The organism is Cupriavidus sp. FW305-F7 (assembly GCF_058782875.1).
In genome coordinates, this window is sequence record NZ_JBYSYC010000004.1 from 60,878 (window position 1) to 77,074 (window position 16,197).

Consider the following 16,197-nt stretch of genomic DNA (forward strand, 5'->3'; position numbering starts at 1 on the left):
ACTGCACGGGTTACTTCACCGGGATGACCGTGCCCGCCGGCACCGGCACGGCGGTGACGCTGTTCTGCGGGCTGCCGCTGACAATGCGGTCGGAGTACGTCAGGTACACCAGCGTGTTGCGCTTGCGGTCGACCGCGCGCACGACGTGCAGGACCTTGAACAGGATCGACATGCGTTCGGAGAAGACGTTGTCCTGTTGCCGGATCGGCCCCTTGAAGGCGATCGTGCCCACCTGCCGGCAGGCGATCGATGCCTCCGGCGGGTCTTCGGCCATGCCCAGCTGGCCCTTGATACCGCCCGTGCGGGCGCGCGACACATAGCAGGTCACGCCGTCCACCTGGGGGTCGTCATAAGCTTCGATCACGACCTTGTCGGAGCCGGTCATGCGGAAATTGGTGCTGACGCTGCCGATCTCCTCGGCGTAGGCGCCCGAGGCGGCCGCCAGACAGGCGACGGCCAGGACCGTGCGGATGCGATTGCAGTTGCGCTTCATGGCGGGGTCGGTATTCAGGTCACCGACGACTTGATGTCGTCGTGGCGCTTTTCCATTTCCTGGCGCAGCGCGCGGCGCTGCTGGGCGGCGGCAAAGCGCTGGCGCTCCACCTCGTCGCGCGGCTCCAGCGGCGGCACCTCGGCCGGCGTGCCGTTGTCGTCCACGGCCACCATGGTGAAGTAGCAGCTGTTGGTATGGCGCACCAGCTTGCTGCGGATGTTCTCGGTTACCACCTTGATGCCGATTTCCATCGAGCTGCGGCCGGTGAAGTTGACCGAGGCCAGGAAGGTCACCAGCTCGCCCACGTGGATCGGCTGGCGGAACACCACCTGGTCGACCGACAGCGTCACCACGTAGCGGCCGGCGTAGCGGCTGGCGCAGGCATAGGCAACCATGTCCAGGTACTTGAGGATGGTGCCGCCGTGGACGTTGCCGGAGAAGTTGGCCATGTCCGGCGTCATCAGCACGGTCATGGAAAGCTGGTGGGACTGGTCGTTCATGATGCGGGTACGGATTGCGGGGCGGGATTTCGGGGGCGAACCTGCGAGGGCGGCATTGCCTGAATGCACGCCGGAACGCTGGCGCCGGCAGTTTAACCCGGATCGTGCCCGCCGTTGCCGGCGGCAGCCCGGTGCCGGCAAGGGTGGCCGTGCCGGGCAACAAAAAAGCGGCCTGCAAGGCCGCTTTTCACGCTGTGGACGCAAACTGCTTACTTCTTCTTGTTCACCGCGTCCTTGAAACCCTGCCCGGCAGAGAACTTGACCGTCTTGGCGGCCGGGATCTTGATGGTTTCACCGGTGCGCGGATTGCGGCCGGTGCGGGCGGCGCGTTTGCCGGCGCTGAAGCTGCCAAAGCCCACCAGCGTCACCGAATCGCCCTTTGCCACTGCCTTCTTGATACTGTCCAGCGCTGCGTTGAGCGCGCGCTCGGCGGCGGCATTGCTCAGTTCTGCTTCCGCGGCGATGGCCGATACCAGTTCACCTTTATTCATGGCTGATTTCCCTTGTTGGTCGTCGTCACCGATGTGCGTGCCTCGCGGCAAAGCCATCGATCGGCGCAGTCTAATCTGCCCGTTGCGCGTAGAGCAATCCCCAGTGGCACCAATGCGACAAAAAAACCCGCAAATCCTTGATTGAGGCCGGTTAGCGGGCAATTTCCATCGCTTTTCCCGCTTGCCAGAAGCCGACTTTGCCAGGCCGTCCTGCCGCGCGGCAACGCCAGGCCGGCCCTCGCCCCGGGGCAAACAAGGAGCATAGGACAAATTCCCACAAATGGGGCGCCGCACCATAACGGTTCAGCCTGCGCCGCCGCCGCGCGCCATTTCGGCGCATCCGCACCACCACGGCGATGCCACTGACAACACTGCCAGCAGCGCCGCCCCGGTCTGCGCGCGGCATTCCGGTGCGGTTTTACCCGACAAGGTGCACGTGGCACCAGGATGCGGCCATTGCTGGAATGCTTTTTGCATACCCACGCTCCCATTTTGAGCATGAGGTCACTATGGACAACTGGAAGACCGGCACCGACGCCCTGTTTATCCTGCTAGGCGCCATCATGGTGCTGGCCATGCACGCCGGCTTTGCCTTCCTGGAACTGGGCACGGTGCGCAAGAAGAACCAGGTCAACGCACTGGTAAAGATTCTGGTGGATTTTGCGGTTTCGACGATCGCCTATTTCTTTATCGGCTACACCATTGCCTACGGCGTGCAGTTCATGTCCGGGGCCGAAACGCTGGCGCAGAAAAACGGTTACGAACTGGTCAAGTTCTTTTTCCTGGCGACATTTGCCGCGGCTATTCCGGCGATTATCTCGGGCGGTATTGCCGAGCGTTCACGCTTCAATCCGCAGCTGGTCGCCACCTTCGTGCTGGTGGGTTTTGTCTATCCGTTCTTCGAAGGCATCGCCTGGAACCAGCGCTTTGGCGTGCAGGACTGGATCACGCGCGTGGCCGGCGCACCGTTCCATGACTTTGCCGGCTCGGTGGTGGTGCATGCGCTGGGCGGCTGGATCGCGCTGCCGGCGGTGCTGCTGCTGGGCGCGCGGCGCGGGCGCTACCAGAAGGACGGCCGCATCAGCGCCCATCCGCCCTCAAACATCCCGTTCCTGGCGCTGGGCGCCTGGGTGCTGGCTGTGGGCTGGTTCGGCTTCAACGTCATGAGCGCGCAGACGGTCGACAAGGTCAGCGGCCTGGTGGCGATCAACTCGCTGATGGCAATGGCCGGCGGCACGCTGGCGGCCTGGGCGGCCGGACGCAACGACCCGGGCTTTGCCTACAACGGGCCGCTGGCCGGGCTGGTGGCGGTGTGCGCGGGCTCGGACCTGATGCACCCGCTCGGCGCGCTGATCACCGGGGCGGTGGCCGGCGCGCTCTTTGTCTATATGTTTACGCTGGCGCAGAACAAATGGCATATCGATGACGTGCTCGGCGTGTGGCCGCTGCACGGGCTGTGCGGCGCCTGGGGCGGCATTGCTGCGGGCATCTTCGGGGCCAGGGCGTTGGGCGGGCTGGGCGGCGTGTCGCTGGGCGCGCAGGCAATTGGCACCGTGCTTGGCATCGTGGTGGCGCTGGCCGGCGGCACCCTGGTATATGGCGCGCTGAAGAAGCTGGTGGGCATCCGGCTGGATGCCGAAGGCGAATTCAACGGAGCGGACCTGACCTTGCACCGGATTTCGGCAACGCCGGAGCGGGAAACCAACTGGTAATGGTGCGGGCCGTCCTGATTTAAATAGACAAGCTGCGCAAGGCAGCTTGTCTTAACAATAATTTGCTTGCACTTCCGGTACGGCGTCTCAATAATTGCCGTGCCCATGTATTGCGCCGCAACAGCGCGCAGGGCTAGCACATCGCTGCCGGCTGAATCGGGGGATGTTGTGCCGGCGGCCGGCCGGACACCAACATTAAAGGACTACGCCGATGGATGCCACTACCTTCGATAACCTCAAGGCCCTGGTTGTCACCTACGCGACAGAATTCGGGGTCAAGATCCTGGCGGCCCTTGCCTTCTGGGTCATCGGCCGCTGGCTGATCCACTTTGTCGTGCGCATGGTGCAGAACGCGCTCGGCAAGCAGCAGGTCGATCCCACGCTGCTGCGCTATGTCGGCTCGATCGTCACCGTGACGCTGAACGTGGTGCTGGTGATTGGCATCCTCGGCTACTTCGGCATCCAGACCACGACCTTTGCCGCACTGATCGCCGCCGCTGGCGTGGCCATCGGCATGGCTTGGTCGGGGTTGATGGCGAACTTCGCTGCCGGTGCGTTCCTGGTGGTGCTGCGCCCGTTCAAGGTAGGAGACTTCGTGACAATCGGCGGCGTGACCGGCACGGTGCGCGAGATCGGCCTGTTCGCCACCTCGCTCGACACGCCAGACAATGTGCAAACCGTGGTCGGTAACAACAAGATCTTCAGCGATACCATCCAGAACTTCACGGCCAACCCGTACCGGCGCGTCGAACTGAAAGCGCAGCTTGCCGGCAGCACCGACACTGCCCATGCGGCAGCGCTGCTGAAGACCCGCATCGCGGAGATCCCCAACGTGCTGGCCGAGCCCCCGATCGACGTCGAGATCCTGGAGTTCACGCTGGTCGGCCCGGTGCTGGCGGTGCGTCCGCACTGCCACAATGACCACTACTGGCAAGTCTATTTCGATACCAACCGCATCATCCGCGAGAGCTTCGGCCAGGCCGGCTATGCCGCACCGATGCCGGCGCAGATGGTGGTGGTGCAACAGGCTGCCGCCCAGCAAGCCGCCGCGCAACAGGCCGCCTGACGACGGCTCGCAGCCGGTGTCAACGGGGGCCTGAGCGCCCGTAGTAGCGCATCAGCACCGCGCCTGCACCGCAGGCCGCCATCACCACGCCCAGCGGCAGCGCGGTGCCGTCGCGCCACAGGCTGACGGCCGCGCCGCCCAGCGTGCCGAGTGAAAACTGCAGCGTGCCCATCAGCGCCGAGGCCGTGCCGGCGCGATGGCCCTGATGGGCGAGCGACAGTGCCGACGCATTCGGCGATACGCAACCGAGCGCGCCGATAAAGACGAAAAATCCCGCCAGCAGCACCGGCAGCACCGCCACGCCTGCAAGCGCGGCAAAAGCGAGCGCCAGGCCCGCCGCGCAGGCCGCCAGCAGCGCGCCCCCGAGCACCTGATCGAGCGAGCGGCCGCGCACCAGCCTGGCGTTGAGCTGCGACATCGTGATCAGGCCCAGCGCATTGGCGCCGAACACAAAACCGTAGTGCGACGGCGCGATGCCGTGGAGCTGGATCAGCACGAACGGCGACCCGGAGATATACGCGAACATGCCTGCCGAGCCGAAACCGGCAGACAGCGAGTAGCCGAGGAATTCGCGATCCCGCAGCAGCTCGGCATAGCTTTTCGCCACGGTGCCGAGCCGCAGCGGCGCCGCATGGCGCCGGTCCAGCGATTCTTCCATGCGCAGGTGGACCAGCAGCAGGATCAGCATCCCGGCCGCCGCCAGCACCCAGAAGATCGTGCGCCAGCCCGATACCGAGAGAATGCCGCCACCGACGATCGGTGCCAGGATCGGCGCAACCCCCATCACCAGCATCAGCGACGAGAAAGCGCGCGCTGACTCATGCGCCTCAAGCCGGTCGCGGATTACCGCGCGTGCCATCACCATGCCGGCGCAGCCGCCCAGCGCCTGCAGGAAGCGCCACAGCATCAGCGACTCCACGCTGCGTGCCAGCGCGCAGCCCACCGCGGCGGCCACGTAGAGGCACAGGCCGACATAGAGCGGCGGCTTGCGCCCGAAGCGGTCGCTGAACGGCCCATAGAAGGCCTGCCCCAGCGCCAACCCCACCAGGAATGTGCCGAGGGTCAACTGCACCTGGCCGATGTCCACGCCGAGATCGCCAGCCAGCGACGGAAAACTCGGCAGGTACATGTCGATCGACAACGGCGCGATCGCCATCAGCGAACCGCAGATCAGCAGCCAGGCAGGAAAGCGCGCGGGAGAAGCCGCGCTGGTGGAACGGGGCATGGAAAGTATCCGGGGGAACGGCGTTGTCACGCACGGCCAGCCTGCTTGCGGCCCGCGCCTGCAACCCGTGAAAAGGCGCAATTGTTGCACAGCATAACGAAGGCGGTACGGTCCTGGCGTGCAGGGTTTTGAAACAGTCGTTCAGAAAAACTGCCCTGCCTAAGTCGGGTCCGATGGTGCTGGCGAAGTTGGCGCTATTGGTGAATAGTGAGGTCAGGTCATTTGCGATCACGGCAGCGCGAATCGGCGCTGCAGATGCCCTTGCCGGGTGGCGCGGCTTTCACCTGCGGCAAGGTGGAGGGTACAATGCCAGCCTGTCGGCGCAAGCCACACCGTCGGCCACGCAGAGACGGACGACAGTATCGGTCCCGGCAACGTTAGCCTGCATGAGAATACGACACACGCCGCTTCCCGCTTCGCTAGGCCCGGCCGCATTCGCGGCTGCGCTGCTGTTGCTGCTGCCCCAGCCCGGCAACGCCGCGCCGGTGCAGGCGCGCAATGTCGCCGCCTCGGCGCCGGCCCCCGCGATCGATGAGGCCGACCCGCTGTCACGCATGCTCAAGGGCGCTGCCACCGGCCAGAACACCGGCGCCGCCGGCGTGCCCGAATTGCTGCGCAACACCACACGGCCCGACAACGTACTGGCACGCGCCTGCCGCCAGCTCAACGACGCCCTGCCGATCGAAATCGACGGCGAAACGCGGCTGCGCCGCTGCCAGTCGATCCCCGGCAAGCATGTGCTGTTCCAGCTGGAGCTCACCAACTACCGCGGGCCGATGCTGGACCTGGCCAGCTTCGAGGTCAACTACGCCGCGCCGCTGCAGCGCAATATCTGCGCCAACCGCGACGTCGAGATCCTGACCAAGCTTGGCATCAGCCTGATGTTCCGCTACATGACGCGCAAGGACCGTGGCGAGCGCCGCATCGGCGATGTCTACATCAACGCGCCCATCTGCACGGCGGCGCTGCGCTAGCCAACACAAACAAGAATCGATTGCAATTGACGCGTGACGGCACGCCGCCCGCACAAAAGAAAGACGGCCCGCAGATGCGGGCCGTTCTCGTTTTGCGTCAGTCCCGCTCAGGCAGCGCGCGGGCGCAGCGGCAGCACGTTGGCCGCGCGCCGCACCAGGATGCGCGTGTCCTTCCAGCCGGCATCGGCCAGCGGCGAGCCCCATACCAGTTCATGCAGGCGTGCCAGTGCAAACGGATTGCCCAGCAGCACATGCTTCTGCGCGGGGGTCAGCGCGCGCGGGCCATGCGTGAGCGCATGCTCGACCAGGGCCTCATGGCGCCTGCGGGACGATTCCGGCTGCACCACGCGCGGCGTGGCGGTCGCGCACATCAGCGCATTGGTAACCGGGTCCACCACGGCGTCGACAAAGTCAGGCGTTTCGGCCGCAGCTTCGACATGCTGTTGCGTCTCGACGATTTCCCGCGGTACCTGCGTCTCCTCAGGGATCATGAAGAGGCCCGCATTGCGCGAGGCACGACCGAACGACACCCGCGACAGCATCACCGACAACGGGATCGACAGCGCCAGCGAGCCCACGATCGGCAACAACCACAGCACGTAGGACGGGTTCAGCCAGTACACCAGACCACCCCAAGCCAGGCCCAGCGCGGTGTGCCAGCCGTGGCGGCGGAACGCTTCGCCCCAGGTGGTCTCGGTGTCTTCGCGCGGGGGCGACTTCCACGAGATGCCCCAGCCGCTGTATGCGGCGATCACGAACTTGGTATGGAACAGCATGCGCGTGGGCGCCAGCAGCGCGGACAGCAGCACCTCGATCAGCATGCTGGCAATCAGCTGCACCGCCCCGCCATAACGCCGCGCCTGCTTCATCAGCAGCACCACGCTGGCCAGCTTGGGCAGGAACAGCAGCGTGGCCGTGGCAGAGAACAAGGCCAGCGCCTTCTCCGGATGCCATTCGGGCCAGGTCGGGAATAGCTGGTATTGCTGCGTGAAATACTCCGGCGGCACCAGCGCATGCTTGGCCAGCATCGCCGTGGACAGCAGCAGGAACAGCAGCCACAGCGGCGCCGACAGGTAGGCCATGATGCCGGTCAGGAACACCGCGCGGTGCACCACGTGGAAGCCCTGCTTGAGCCACAGCCGGAAATTCATCAGGTTGCCCTGGCACCAGCGGCGGTCGCGCTTGACCTCGTCCAGCAGGTTGGGCGGCAGTTCTTCGTACGAGCCTTCCAGGTCGTAGGCGATCCACACGCCCCAGCCGGCACGGCGCATCAGCGCGGCTTCGACAAAGTCGTGCGACAGGATCTCACCCGACAGCGGGCCGCGGCCGGGCAGCGGCGCCAGCGCGCAGTGCTCGATGAACGGGTGCACGCGGATGATGGCGTTATGGCCCCAGTAGTGCGATTCACCCAGCTGCCAGTAATGCAGGCCGGCCGTGAACAGCGGCCCGTACACGCGCGTGGCGAACTGCTGCACGCGCGCGTACAGGGTCTCGCGGCCCACTGCCAGGGGGGCGGACTGGATGATGCCCGCGCCGGGGTTGGCTTCCATCAGCCGTACCAGCGTGGCCAGGCAGTCGCCGCTCATCACGCTGTCGGCATCGAGCACCACCATGTAGCGGTACTTGCTGCCCCAGCGGCGGCAGAAGTCGGCCACGTTGCCGGTCTTGCGCTTCACGCGGTGGCGGCGCCAGCGGTAGAAGATGCGGCCGAAGCCGCCGACGGCGCGGCACAGCTCCATCCACGCGTCATGCTCGGCGGTGCGCAGGTCCGGATTGCCGCTGTCCGACAGCACGATGAAATCGAAGTTGGACAGGTGACTGGTGCGCGCCAGCGATTCATAGGTGGCGCGCAGCCCGGCGAACACGCGCGTCACGTCCTCATTGCAGATCGGCATGATGATCGCGGTGCGCGCCTCGGGCGCGATCGGCCCGTCGGGCGCGGCCGAGCGCGAGATCAGGTGGCGGTCGCCGCCCTTGGCCAGCACCAGGAAGCCCATCATCGCTGTCCAGAAGCCGGCCGACACCCATGAGAACAGGACGGCGAACAGCACCAGGATGGCGATCTCGAGCGGATCGGCGCCATGGTACGGCAGCACATTGCTCATGAAGTACGTAGCCAGCACGGTCTGGATCACGACCAGGCCCAGCAGGAACCAGCGGCGGTGCGAGCCAGCCGGATGCCATTTGCCTTCGGCATCGGGACCGTCGTGCAGCGTGTCCCAGGTCTCGGGCACGGGTGGGCGGCCCAGCATGTGGCGCCAGGTATTGCGCAGCCAGCCGGTGACGATATGCGGCGGCCACTGGCGCGGCACCATCGAGCTGCGCTCGGGCTCGGGGCCGGTGTCGACCTTCACGGTGCCGTCTTCGCGCCGCTGCAGCAGCGGTGCGCCATCCACCTGGGGATTGCCGTATGCCATCGTGAAACGCCGGCCGACGGAGGCGTAGGCACTGCCGCCTTGCGCGGGCGGCGTGTCCTTGGCCGCCAGGCGCGACTGCAGGCGCGTGATCGCGTCCTGCGCATCGCGGCCGTCGGCGGTAACGGCGATCACGGGGGCAACGGATGCCACGGGCGTGACCGGTGCGACCGGCGTCGCGGGCGCGCCGTCCGCCAGCAGTTCGCTGCGCACTTCAGGCGATACCGGCAGGCGGTCGACATAGCGCTCGCATGCCGCCGCCTTGGCCGGTCGCTGCTTTAGCCTGGGGGTAAGATGTAGCTCCATGTCTCGGATAGGGTTGTATTGCCGTTGCGAAGATAGCCGCGCAACTCAACCGGCTTGGTTTCGTCCTTGCGGCGCATCACCATGGTCATGCGCCAGCCGCCGGTCGCCTCATTGCGCTGCACCGACGTTTTCAGCAGCTCACCGTTGGCATCGGCCGAAACCACCGGGTCGATGCGCACGTTCGCCGGCAGCTTGCCGAAGGCCGGGCCTTCGAAGTCCACCACCAGCGAAAAGCTCGTGTCTTCCTTGTTGCGGGTCTGGCCCTGCCCCAGGCGGGTCTGGGTCACCCACGACAGCGGCGGCTGTTGTTCGCCGTCCTTCTGCCACAGCAGCCGGTACTCATAGTCGAAGGGTTGCTTCGGCTTGGGCGGGCTGTCCGGCACCCAGTACGCGACGATGTTGTCATTGGTCTCGTCCGGCGTCGGGATCAGCACCAGCTCTACCCGGCCCGAGCCCCAGTTGCCGCGCGGCTGCACCCAGCCACTGGGCCGGCGCTCATACCATGAGCCGATCTCCTGGTAGCTGTTGAAGGTGCGGTCGCGCTGCATCAGCCCGAAGCCCTGCGGATTGGTCGCCGCAAACGAGGTGACCAGCAAGCGCTTGGGATTGACCAGCGGGCGCCAGACCCATTCGCCGGTGCCCAGGTGGATCGACAGGCCGTCAGAGTCATGCACCTCGGGGCGGAAATCCTGCGCGGCCGACGGCTGGTTCTCACCGAACAGGAACATGCTGGTCAGCGGCGCCAGGCCCAGCTTGGTCACGTTCTCGCGCAGGTAGAGGCGAGACTTGACCTCCATCGCGGTCTCGGCGCCGGGCTTGATGGTGAAACGGTACGCGCCGCTCATGCGGCGCGAATCCATCAGCGCGTAGATCGTGATCTCCTTGGCATTGGGGCCGGGACGCTCGATCCAGTATTCGACAAAGCGCGGGAACTCCTCGCCCGAATTGAGCGCGGTGTCGACCGCCAGGCCGCGTGCCGACAACCCGTACCACTGGTCCTTGCCCAGCGCGCGGAAATAGCTCGCGCCCAGGAACGACGCCAGCTCATCCTTGCGCTTGCCCTGATTCAGCGGGTACAGGATGCGGAAGCCTGCATAGCCCAGGCCCTTGAGCTTGCCGGCATCGACCTTGTGCGGGCCGTAATTGAACGCGGACGGGTCGAAGCGGAATTCACGCACGCTGTCGCCCACCACTTCATGGATACGCACGGGCTGGTCAAACACCATGCCCTCGTGGAAGAACGACAGCTCGAACGGCGAGCGCGTGCCGCGCCAGGCAAAGCGCTCGGGCTTGTATTCGATCTCGCGGTAGCGCTCGTATGACAGCTCGCGCAGCTCGCGCGGCAGGTTCTGCGGCGGCGCCTTGTAGGGCGAGGCCGCCAGCTGGCGCGCGCGCGCCGCCACGGTGTCGAAATCGAACGCATGGGCGGCCATGGCACACAGCGCCAGCGTACTGCCACCAAGCCAGGCTGCGATCCGCACACCCGCCCGTGCCGCGCGGCGGGCCACCGGCCCGGCGGCGGGCAAGGTATGGGTAACGGACAGGCGTGACGTGGCGATCTGTGACATGTATGCCAGGGTGAGCGGTTGAATCGGGGTGACCGGCATCGGCGGTCGGAACGAAGGACGACACAGCAAGAGACGGGCCCGGCGCCGAGTGGCGAGACCCGGACACGAGGCAGACGGCCCGCGGGGCACTGTGTCCGGTTTGTTGCGATGCGCAATAAACCATAACAATTCGAGACGCGGAAGTCACGTTTCGATCACGCAAGGTTTGAAACAAAATGTTGGCCAGGTTGCCCGAAAGCCGCTCCGGACAAGGCTTTGCGGGCGCTGGGGTCACACGGCCGCAAGCCCCGGCGAGGCCAACGCCTGCCGGCTGTGAGAATCTGGTTGAGATCGGGGCCGGCCGGCAGCCGGCCCCTTTAATACAGTGTTACTTTTTAGCCCCTTCGCTGTACGGATCGAACTTGCCGCTCTTGGCGCCTTCGGAATACGGATCGAACTTCCCGCTCTTCATGCCACCCTGGCTGTATGAGTCGAAGGACTTCTGCGCGCCGCCCTGGATCGGCTCCATCTGGTCAGGGCGGGCACCCGGGTTCAACGAGGTCACGTTGTCGCTTTTTGCGCCATCCGAGTACGGGCTGAATTTGTCCTGCTTGGCACCATCGGAGTAGGGACTGAACTGGTCTTGCTTGGCGCCGTCGGTGTAGGGATTGAACTTGTCGGCCTTGCCTGTGGTCTGGGCGTGCAGCGTGCCGAATGCGCAGGCAAGTGCCAGGCCGATGGTCAGATAGCGCAGCTTCATGGGATCTCCTCTCGCGGGGGGAAAGGCGCTTGCCGTGCAAAGCGCACAGCAGGCTCCGCTGCCGGCCAACGCGAAGCGCGGGGGCAACAATCAACGCTAGGTCAGCGGCTGGCACGTGTCAACCGCACCGCGCGCTGCTGCGGCGCTGCATTGCGCTTACAATGCCACCCAAATGCCACCACGAAGCCACAAGGAATCGTCATGCTGCCTCGGCCATCCGACCCTACCGCCAGCCCTGTCCGCCCTGCCCTGCGCGCCGCCGTCACTGGCGCGCTTGGTGCCGCCCTGCTGTTTGCCGCGGCGGCACCGGCGCAGGCGTACTTTGACAATTACCTGAGCGGCACCATCATCGGCACGCTCAACGACAAGGAAGGCGCGTCGCTGGCCAAGTCAGTGCGCACGGCACTGAACGATACGGCCGACGGCAAGACCGTTGAATGGACGTTCCCCGCGGCGGGGCGGCGCCAGCAGATCGACGGCACCATCACGCCGATCGAAAGCAAGACCGACAAGGGCCAGCCCTGCCGGCGCCTGAAGTCCGATCTCAAGCGCGGCAGCGCTGAAGAGCATTGGAGCGGGTGGTTCTGCAAGCAGTCCAACGGACAATGGAAGTCGCGCCAGGTGGCTGACTAAGCGGCGCTGATCGCTCGCGCAGCCGGCGTTCATGCCGCGCGCGACGGCGCGCGATGCGGCCGCGCTGCCGGATCGACCTGCGGCGACCCTGGTTCCTCGTACCACCTGGTCCCGGGCACGTAGACGGTCTTGTCCGGCTGCGCCATGAAATGCGGCGACATGATCTGCACGCCGTGGGTGTTGAACTGGTCCTGGATCGCCGCGTGCAGCGCCGACAGCGCGTAGAAGCGATTGCGCGGATGGTCCAGCGCGCAGAACAGTTCGTACTCGACATAGAAGTCGGACAGCCCCCGCTGCAGCACGAATGGCGTGGGCGACGGCACAATATGCGCCGATTCGCCGGCGGCTGCCAGCAGCATCGCATGGACCTGCCGCCAGGGCGTGTCGTAGCCGATCGTGACCGAGGTCGAGATCAGCGCAGCCTGCCAGCCTTCCTGCGCGCGGGGATCACGCACGCTGCCGTGGCGGGTGTAGTTATGGATGGCACTGCCGACCACCACCGCGTTGGGCAGCGTGACCTCTTCATTGCGCAGGTTGATCACCTTCACCGAGAGCGCGTCCAGCGAGGCAACGGTGCCCACCGTATCGCCGATGCAGACCATGTCGCCGCGCCGCAGCGCACGCGAATACACCACCACCATGCCGCTCATCAGCTGGTTGACCACATTGGCCGATCCCAGCGTGACCATGAAGCCGAGCAGCACCGACAGCCCCTTGAAGACATCACTCTCTGAGCCCGGGATATAAGGGTAGGCAAAGGTGAAGCCCAGCGCCCAGATCACCACCGCCGCCAGCCGCCGCGTGGCGCCCGCGGTTTCCGGATGCATGCCGGGCACCGTGATCTGGCCTTTCTGCACCGCCTTGAAGATATTCGACACCAGCCGCTGCACCGCGCGGGTAATCAGCAGGATCACCGCCACCGTGACCAGGCCCGGCACCGACGACACCATCGACAGCGCGATCTGCGACAGCAAGCCGACGATAAACGCGCCCATGCGGTCGCCCATGGGCTGGGTCAGCGGAAACTGCTCGAGCGCAAACTCCAGCCAGGCAAAGGCCAGCACCAGCACCAGCCCGATCGCCAGGATCTGCACGATGCGGGCAACCAGCTGGTAGAGCGCGCCGGTCCAGTCGAACTGGCCGCCGACGCGCTGCGCCAGGTGCCGCTCCAGTGCCACCTGCAGGCGGGCGCGCAGGGCCACGCCGGCTCGCGCCACACCCCATGTCAGCGCGGCCAGCACGGCCAGGCCGAGCAGGCTCAGCGCGGCACCGCGCAGCAGGTTTGGCCAGTGCAGGTGCGCGCGCCGTGCGGCAATGGCCTGGCGCAGACCCGCCGCGGTGCGCGTTGCGGCAGCTTCAAGCGTAAGGTGGTCCTCCGGCGAGAGGTCTTGCGAGGTCAGCGCGAACAAGAGCCGGTCGCCCAGCCGATAGGCGACCATCGGCACGTCGCCGACCGTGCCGCTGACCTGTCCGAGGGGCAGTGCCAGCTCGCTTTCCGTCAGGTCGTTGAACACCAGTTGCGCGCGCGAGACGCGCATGGCCGGGGTGGCACCCGCAATCTCGGCGCGCATGGTGGCGATGGGCCGGTCCATCAGGCGCAGCTCGACCGCGGCCCCGCTGCGCACGGCAATCGGAGCCTGCACGGCCGCGACCTCGGACACCGGCGCGGCCAGGCTGGCTTGCATCCACAGCGCGCCTATCACCCAGCCTAGTCCCGCCATCCAGAATGCCGTCAATCGCCGCCACCGCCGCCACACCGCTAGCGCTGCCATAAGACCGCTCCCGTCCGAGTTGGCCTGTGCCGGCGCGAGGGCTCCACGCCCTGCCCGGCACGATGCCCGCAAGCATAGCGTGCGGCGGCGCAGGCGCAAAGCCGGGGCGGCGGCGGCCGCTTGCGGCAGCGGACAAAAAAAAAGGAGGCCGAAGCCTCCTGTTGCGATCCGCCCGACATGCCCGGCTTTATCCCCCCGGAAGACACACAACGCGTGCCGCAGGGCTGTCCTGCGCGCGGCGGGTCCGCGCCATGCAGGCACGGCCGGCCATTATTTGCGTGGCGGCATGGCAGTCACGGACGCAGCCTGCATCCCCGCTTGCCGGGGAGCCGTGCGCCCGCCGCCATCGTCAGCGCGCTCAGGCGCCTTTGTTCTTCGTCGGATCCTTGGCCGCAGGCGCGTGGCTCTTCTTCTTGGTGCTGGTCTTCTTGGCCTTGGCCTTGCCGCTGTCTGCCTTGGCCGGCGCGGCCTTGTCAGTCGACGCTGCCGCCGGCGTGGCCGGGGTGGCAGGCGTCGCCGGAGTCGCAGGCGTCTGCGCCATTGCGCCCGCACCAAACATTGCCATCGACAGCATGACGATCCATTTCTTCATTTCCGTCTCCTCATTTGCCCTGCAGATAGGTATGGCAGGGATGCCTGCCATGACTGGCGCTTCTGGCTCGCGCCCTGTCACCAGCATCAACGAGGAAGGTTCGCGCGCCGTTGACCGGGACAAACCCTGATAGGGAGATGGATAGGGAGCCTTGGATCGCCGGCCGCCGCCAGGCTTACCTGCACAGCTTGCGCAGCAACTCTGCGGCAATCGTGCCGGGGCCAGCGACCTGGAAGGTGCCGTACTGCGGCGCGCGGATCGTATAGAGCGAGTCGCCGCGCGCAAAGCGCTTGCTGTAGAGCGTCTGCTCGACCACGGCGAACATGGACGTGGCGCAGTTCAGCACCATGCGCTTGAGCGACGAGCGGATCGGCTCGCCGCTGGCGGTGCGGATCACGCCCGACGGTGAGTTGCGCATCACCACCACGCCGACTTCGGTGCCCTGGCGGCGCACCGCGGACTGGTCGAAATAGGAAACCACGCCATTGGCACCCATCAGGGGAAGCCATCGCTGCGGATCGGGGGCGGCGGGATCGGGTGCCGCGACCAGCCGGCAGCCTTCCCTGGGCGTGGACCGGAATACCGTGCCGGTGCCGGCGACCTGGCACTCATACAGGCCAGCGGCGGCAGCCGGGCGGGTGGTGCTGGAGGGAACGGGGGACGGTGCCGGCACGGCGCTGCCTTCGGCATGCGCCAGCGGTGCGGCCAGTCCAAGCAGGCAGCCAGCAAACGTGGCTGCGTGCCTAAAAATGCGGAACATCATGGAATTGCCCTCATATAGACGGGAAAAAGCGATCCGCATTGTCGCACAGGAAGCACACATCCCGGCGCGCTTGCATGCCGGAAATGCGTGCAGGCGACGACTTTTCTAGTCGCGCAGGCGCCGCCAGGCCACCAGGTCCTCGATGGTCAGCACCGGCAACTGGTACATCTCGGCAAAGGCCAGCGCCTCCGGCCGGCGTGCCATGGTGCCATCCGGGTTCATCAGCTCGCACAGCACCGCGGCCGGCGACAGGCCTGCCATGCGGGCCAGGTCGACCGAGCCCTCGGTATGGCCGCGGCGCACCAGCACGCCGCCGTCGCGCGCCACCAGCGGAAACACATGGCCCGGGCTGACCACCGCATCGGTGCCCGCGTCCCCGGCAATGGCGGCGCGGATGGTGGTGATGCGATCGGCGGCGCTGACACCCGTGCTGACGCCTTCGCGGGCCTCGATCGATACCGTGAAGGCGGTGCCGTACTGGCTGCGGTTGTGCTCGACCATCGGCCGCAGGCCGAGGCTGCGCACCTTGTCTTCAGTCAGGCACAGGCAGACGATGCCGCTGCATTCGCGGATCATCATCGCCATGTTGGCGTTGGTCAGGCACTCCGCGGCCAGGATCAGGTCGGCCTCGTTCTCGCGGTCGTCATCGTCGAGCAGCACGACCGGGCGGCCTTCGCGCATGGCCTCCAGCGCCTGCGCGATGCGCGCGGCCAGGGAACGGGGGTCGGCATCGGCGGCAAGATCCGCGGACACTTCGGGTACAACAGCTTCGGTGGAAAGGCTAGACATGAAACGCTCCTTGTTCAGCATCAATGGGCGTTCCAGGGGAAGGATCAACGGAGTTGCAGCGCCGCACGCCGCGCCTGAAGCGCAAGCACGAGCGGCCGCGCCCTGCGCGCGGCGCAAGGCAACAGCGAACCGCAAGGCCGGGCAAGGCGCCAAGCCGCGC

The 16,197-nt window shown here is 66.4% G+C and carries 15 protein-coding genes; 4 read left to right on the forward strand and 11 right to left on the reverse strand.

The genetic code is table 11. The features are described 5' to 3' along the window. Nucleotides 1-10 precede the first annotated feature (10 nt). The 3 genes from AC3WL8_RS05115 to AC3WL8_RS05125 all read right to left on the reverse strand — a co-directional run bounded on the left by AC3WL8_RS05115 (nucleotide 11) and on the right by AC3WL8_RS05125 (nucleotide 1,484). A complete protein-coding gene (locus AC3WL8_RS05115) occupies nucleotides 11-493 on the reverse strand; it encodes a CreA family protein (protein WP_013952871.1) in 483 nt (160 codons plus the stop codon). A 14-nt stretch (nucleotides 494-507) separates the two neighbouring features. After that, a complete protein-coding gene (locus AC3WL8_RS05120; protein ID WP_013952870.1) occupies nucleotides 508-993 on the reverse strand; it encodes an acyl-CoA thioesterase in 486 nt (161 codons plus the stop codon). Nucleotides 994-1,202: 209 nt separating this feature from the next. After that, nucleotides 1,203-1,484 (reverse strand): HU family DNA-binding protein, encoded by a 282-nt coding sequence (locus AC3WL8_RS05125; protein ID WP_010814166.1) that lies wholly within the window; start codon nucleotides 1,482-1,484, stop codon nucleotides 1,203-1,205. A gap of 509 nt (nucleotides 1,485-1,993) precedes the next feature. Between AC3WL8_RS05125 and AC3WL8_RS05130 the strand changes: the two genes are divergently transcribed. Together AC3WL8_RS05130 and AC3WL8_RS05135 are read left to right on the forward strand one after the other, a co-directional pair. Further along, nucleotides 1,994-3,196 carry an ammonium transporter gene (locus tag AC3WL8_RS05130; protein WP_153955727.1) on the forward strand — a complete coding sequence of 401 codons (1,203 nt, stop codon included), beginning with the start codon at nucleotides 1,994-1,996 and terminating at the stop codon, nucleotides 3,194-3,196. Between the two features lie 211 nt (nucleotides 3,197-3,407). After that, nucleotides 3,408-4,262, forward strand: coding sequence for a mechanosensitive ion channel family protein (locus tag AC3WL8_RS05135; RefSeq protein ID WP_153955726.1), 855 nt, complete (start codon nucleotides 3,408-3,410; stop codon nucleotides 4,260-4,262). Between the two features lie 19 nt (nucleotides 4,263-4,281). Here the strand turns inward: AC3WL8_RS05135 and AC3WL8_RS05140 are convergent, their stop codons facing one another. Then, complete coding sequence (locus AC3WL8_RS05140; RefSeq protein ID WP_013952867.1) at nucleotides 4,282-5,487, reverse strand: Bcr/CflA family multidrug efflux MFS transporter; 1,206 nt, start codon at nucleotides 5,485-5,487, stop codon at nucleotides 4,282-4,284. A 386-nt stretch (nucleotides 5,488-5,873) separates the two neighbouring features. Here AC3WL8_RS05140 and AC3WL8_RS05145 point away from each other — a divergent pair, with 386 nt between their 5' ends. Next, nucleotides 5,874-6,461 (forward strand): hypothetical protein, encoded by a 588-nt coding sequence (locus tag AC3WL8_RS05145; protein WP_153955725.1) that lies wholly within the window; start codon nucleotides 5,874-5,876, stop codon nucleotides 6,459-6,461. A gap of 107 nt (nucleotides 6,462-6,568) precedes the next feature. Here the strand turns inward: AC3WL8_RS05145 and mdoH are convergent, their stop codons facing one another. The 3 genes from mdoH to AC3WL8_RS05160 all read right to left on the reverse strand — a co-directional run bounded on the left by mdoH (nucleotide 6,569) and on the right by AC3WL8_RS05160 (nucleotide 11,488). Beyond that, nucleotides 6,569-9,181, reverse strand: coding sequence for a glucans biosynthesis glucosyltransferase MdoH (gene mdoH, locus AC3WL8_RS05150; RefSeq protein ID WP_153955724.1), 2,613 nt, complete (start codon nucleotides 9,179-9,181; stop codon nucleotides 6,569-6,571). Beyond that, nucleotides 9,154-10,749, reverse strand: coding sequence for a glucan biosynthesis protein G (locus AC3WL8_RS05155; RefSeq protein WP_492377978.1), 1,596 nt, complete (start codon nucleotides 10,747-10,749; stop codon nucleotides 9,154-9,156). The genes mdoH and AC3WL8_RS05155 overlap by 28 nt, the downstream gene beginning before the upstream one ends. A gap of 367 nt (nucleotides 10,750-11,116) precedes the next feature. After that, nucleotides 11,117-11,488: a hypothetical protein gene (locus AC3WL8_RS05160; RefSeq protein ID WP_114134759.1), complete on the reverse strand. Its 372-nt coding sequence runs from the start codon at nucleotides 11,486-11,488 to the stop codon at nucleotides 11,117-11,119. A gap of 201 nt (nucleotides 11,489-11,689) precedes the next feature. Here AC3WL8_RS05160 and AC3WL8_RS05165 point away from each other — a divergent pair, with 201 nt between their 5' ends. Further along, the gene (locus tag AC3WL8_RS05165) at nucleotides 11,690-12,121 is read left to right on the forward strand and encodes an RT0821/Lpp0805 family surface protein (RefSeq protein WP_013952862.1); all 432 of its coding nucleotides are present in this window, start codon (nucleotides 11,690-11,692) and stop codon (nucleotides 12,119-12,121) included. Nucleotides 12,122-12,150: 29 nt separating this feature from the next. Here AC3WL8_RS05165 and AC3WL8_RS05170 read toward each other — a convergent pair whose 3' ends face one another. The 4 genes from AC3WL8_RS05170 to ribB form a co-directional block, all read right to left on the reverse strand. Continuing rightward, nucleotides 12,151-13,806, reverse strand: coding sequence for a mechanosensitive ion channel family protein (locus AC3WL8_RS05170; RefSeq protein ID WP_492377979.1), 1,656 nt, complete (start codon nucleotides 13,804-13,806; stop codon nucleotides 12,151-12,153). A 445-nt stretch (nucleotides 13,807-14,251) separates the two neighbouring features. Then, nucleotides 14,252-14,485: a hypothetical protein gene (locus tag AC3WL8_RS05175; protein WP_013952860.1), complete on the reverse strand. Its 234-nt coding sequence runs from the start codon at nucleotides 14,483-14,485 to the stop codon at nucleotides 14,252-14,254. A 175-nt stretch (nucleotides 14,486-14,660) separates the two neighbouring features. Next, nucleotides 14,661-15,248, reverse strand: coding sequence for a surface-adhesin E family protein (locus AC3WL8_RS05180; protein WP_153955722.1), 588 nt, complete (start codon nucleotides 15,246-15,248; stop codon nucleotides 14,661-14,663). A gap of 105 nt (nucleotides 15,249-15,353) precedes the next feature. Next, a complete protein-coding gene (gene ribB, locus AC3WL8_RS05185; protein ID WP_492377980.1) occupies nucleotides 15,354-16,037 on the reverse strand; it encodes a 3,4-dihydroxy-2-butanone-4-phosphate synthase in 684 nt (227 codons plus the stop codon). Nucleotides 16,038-16,197 lie beyond the last annotated feature (160 nt).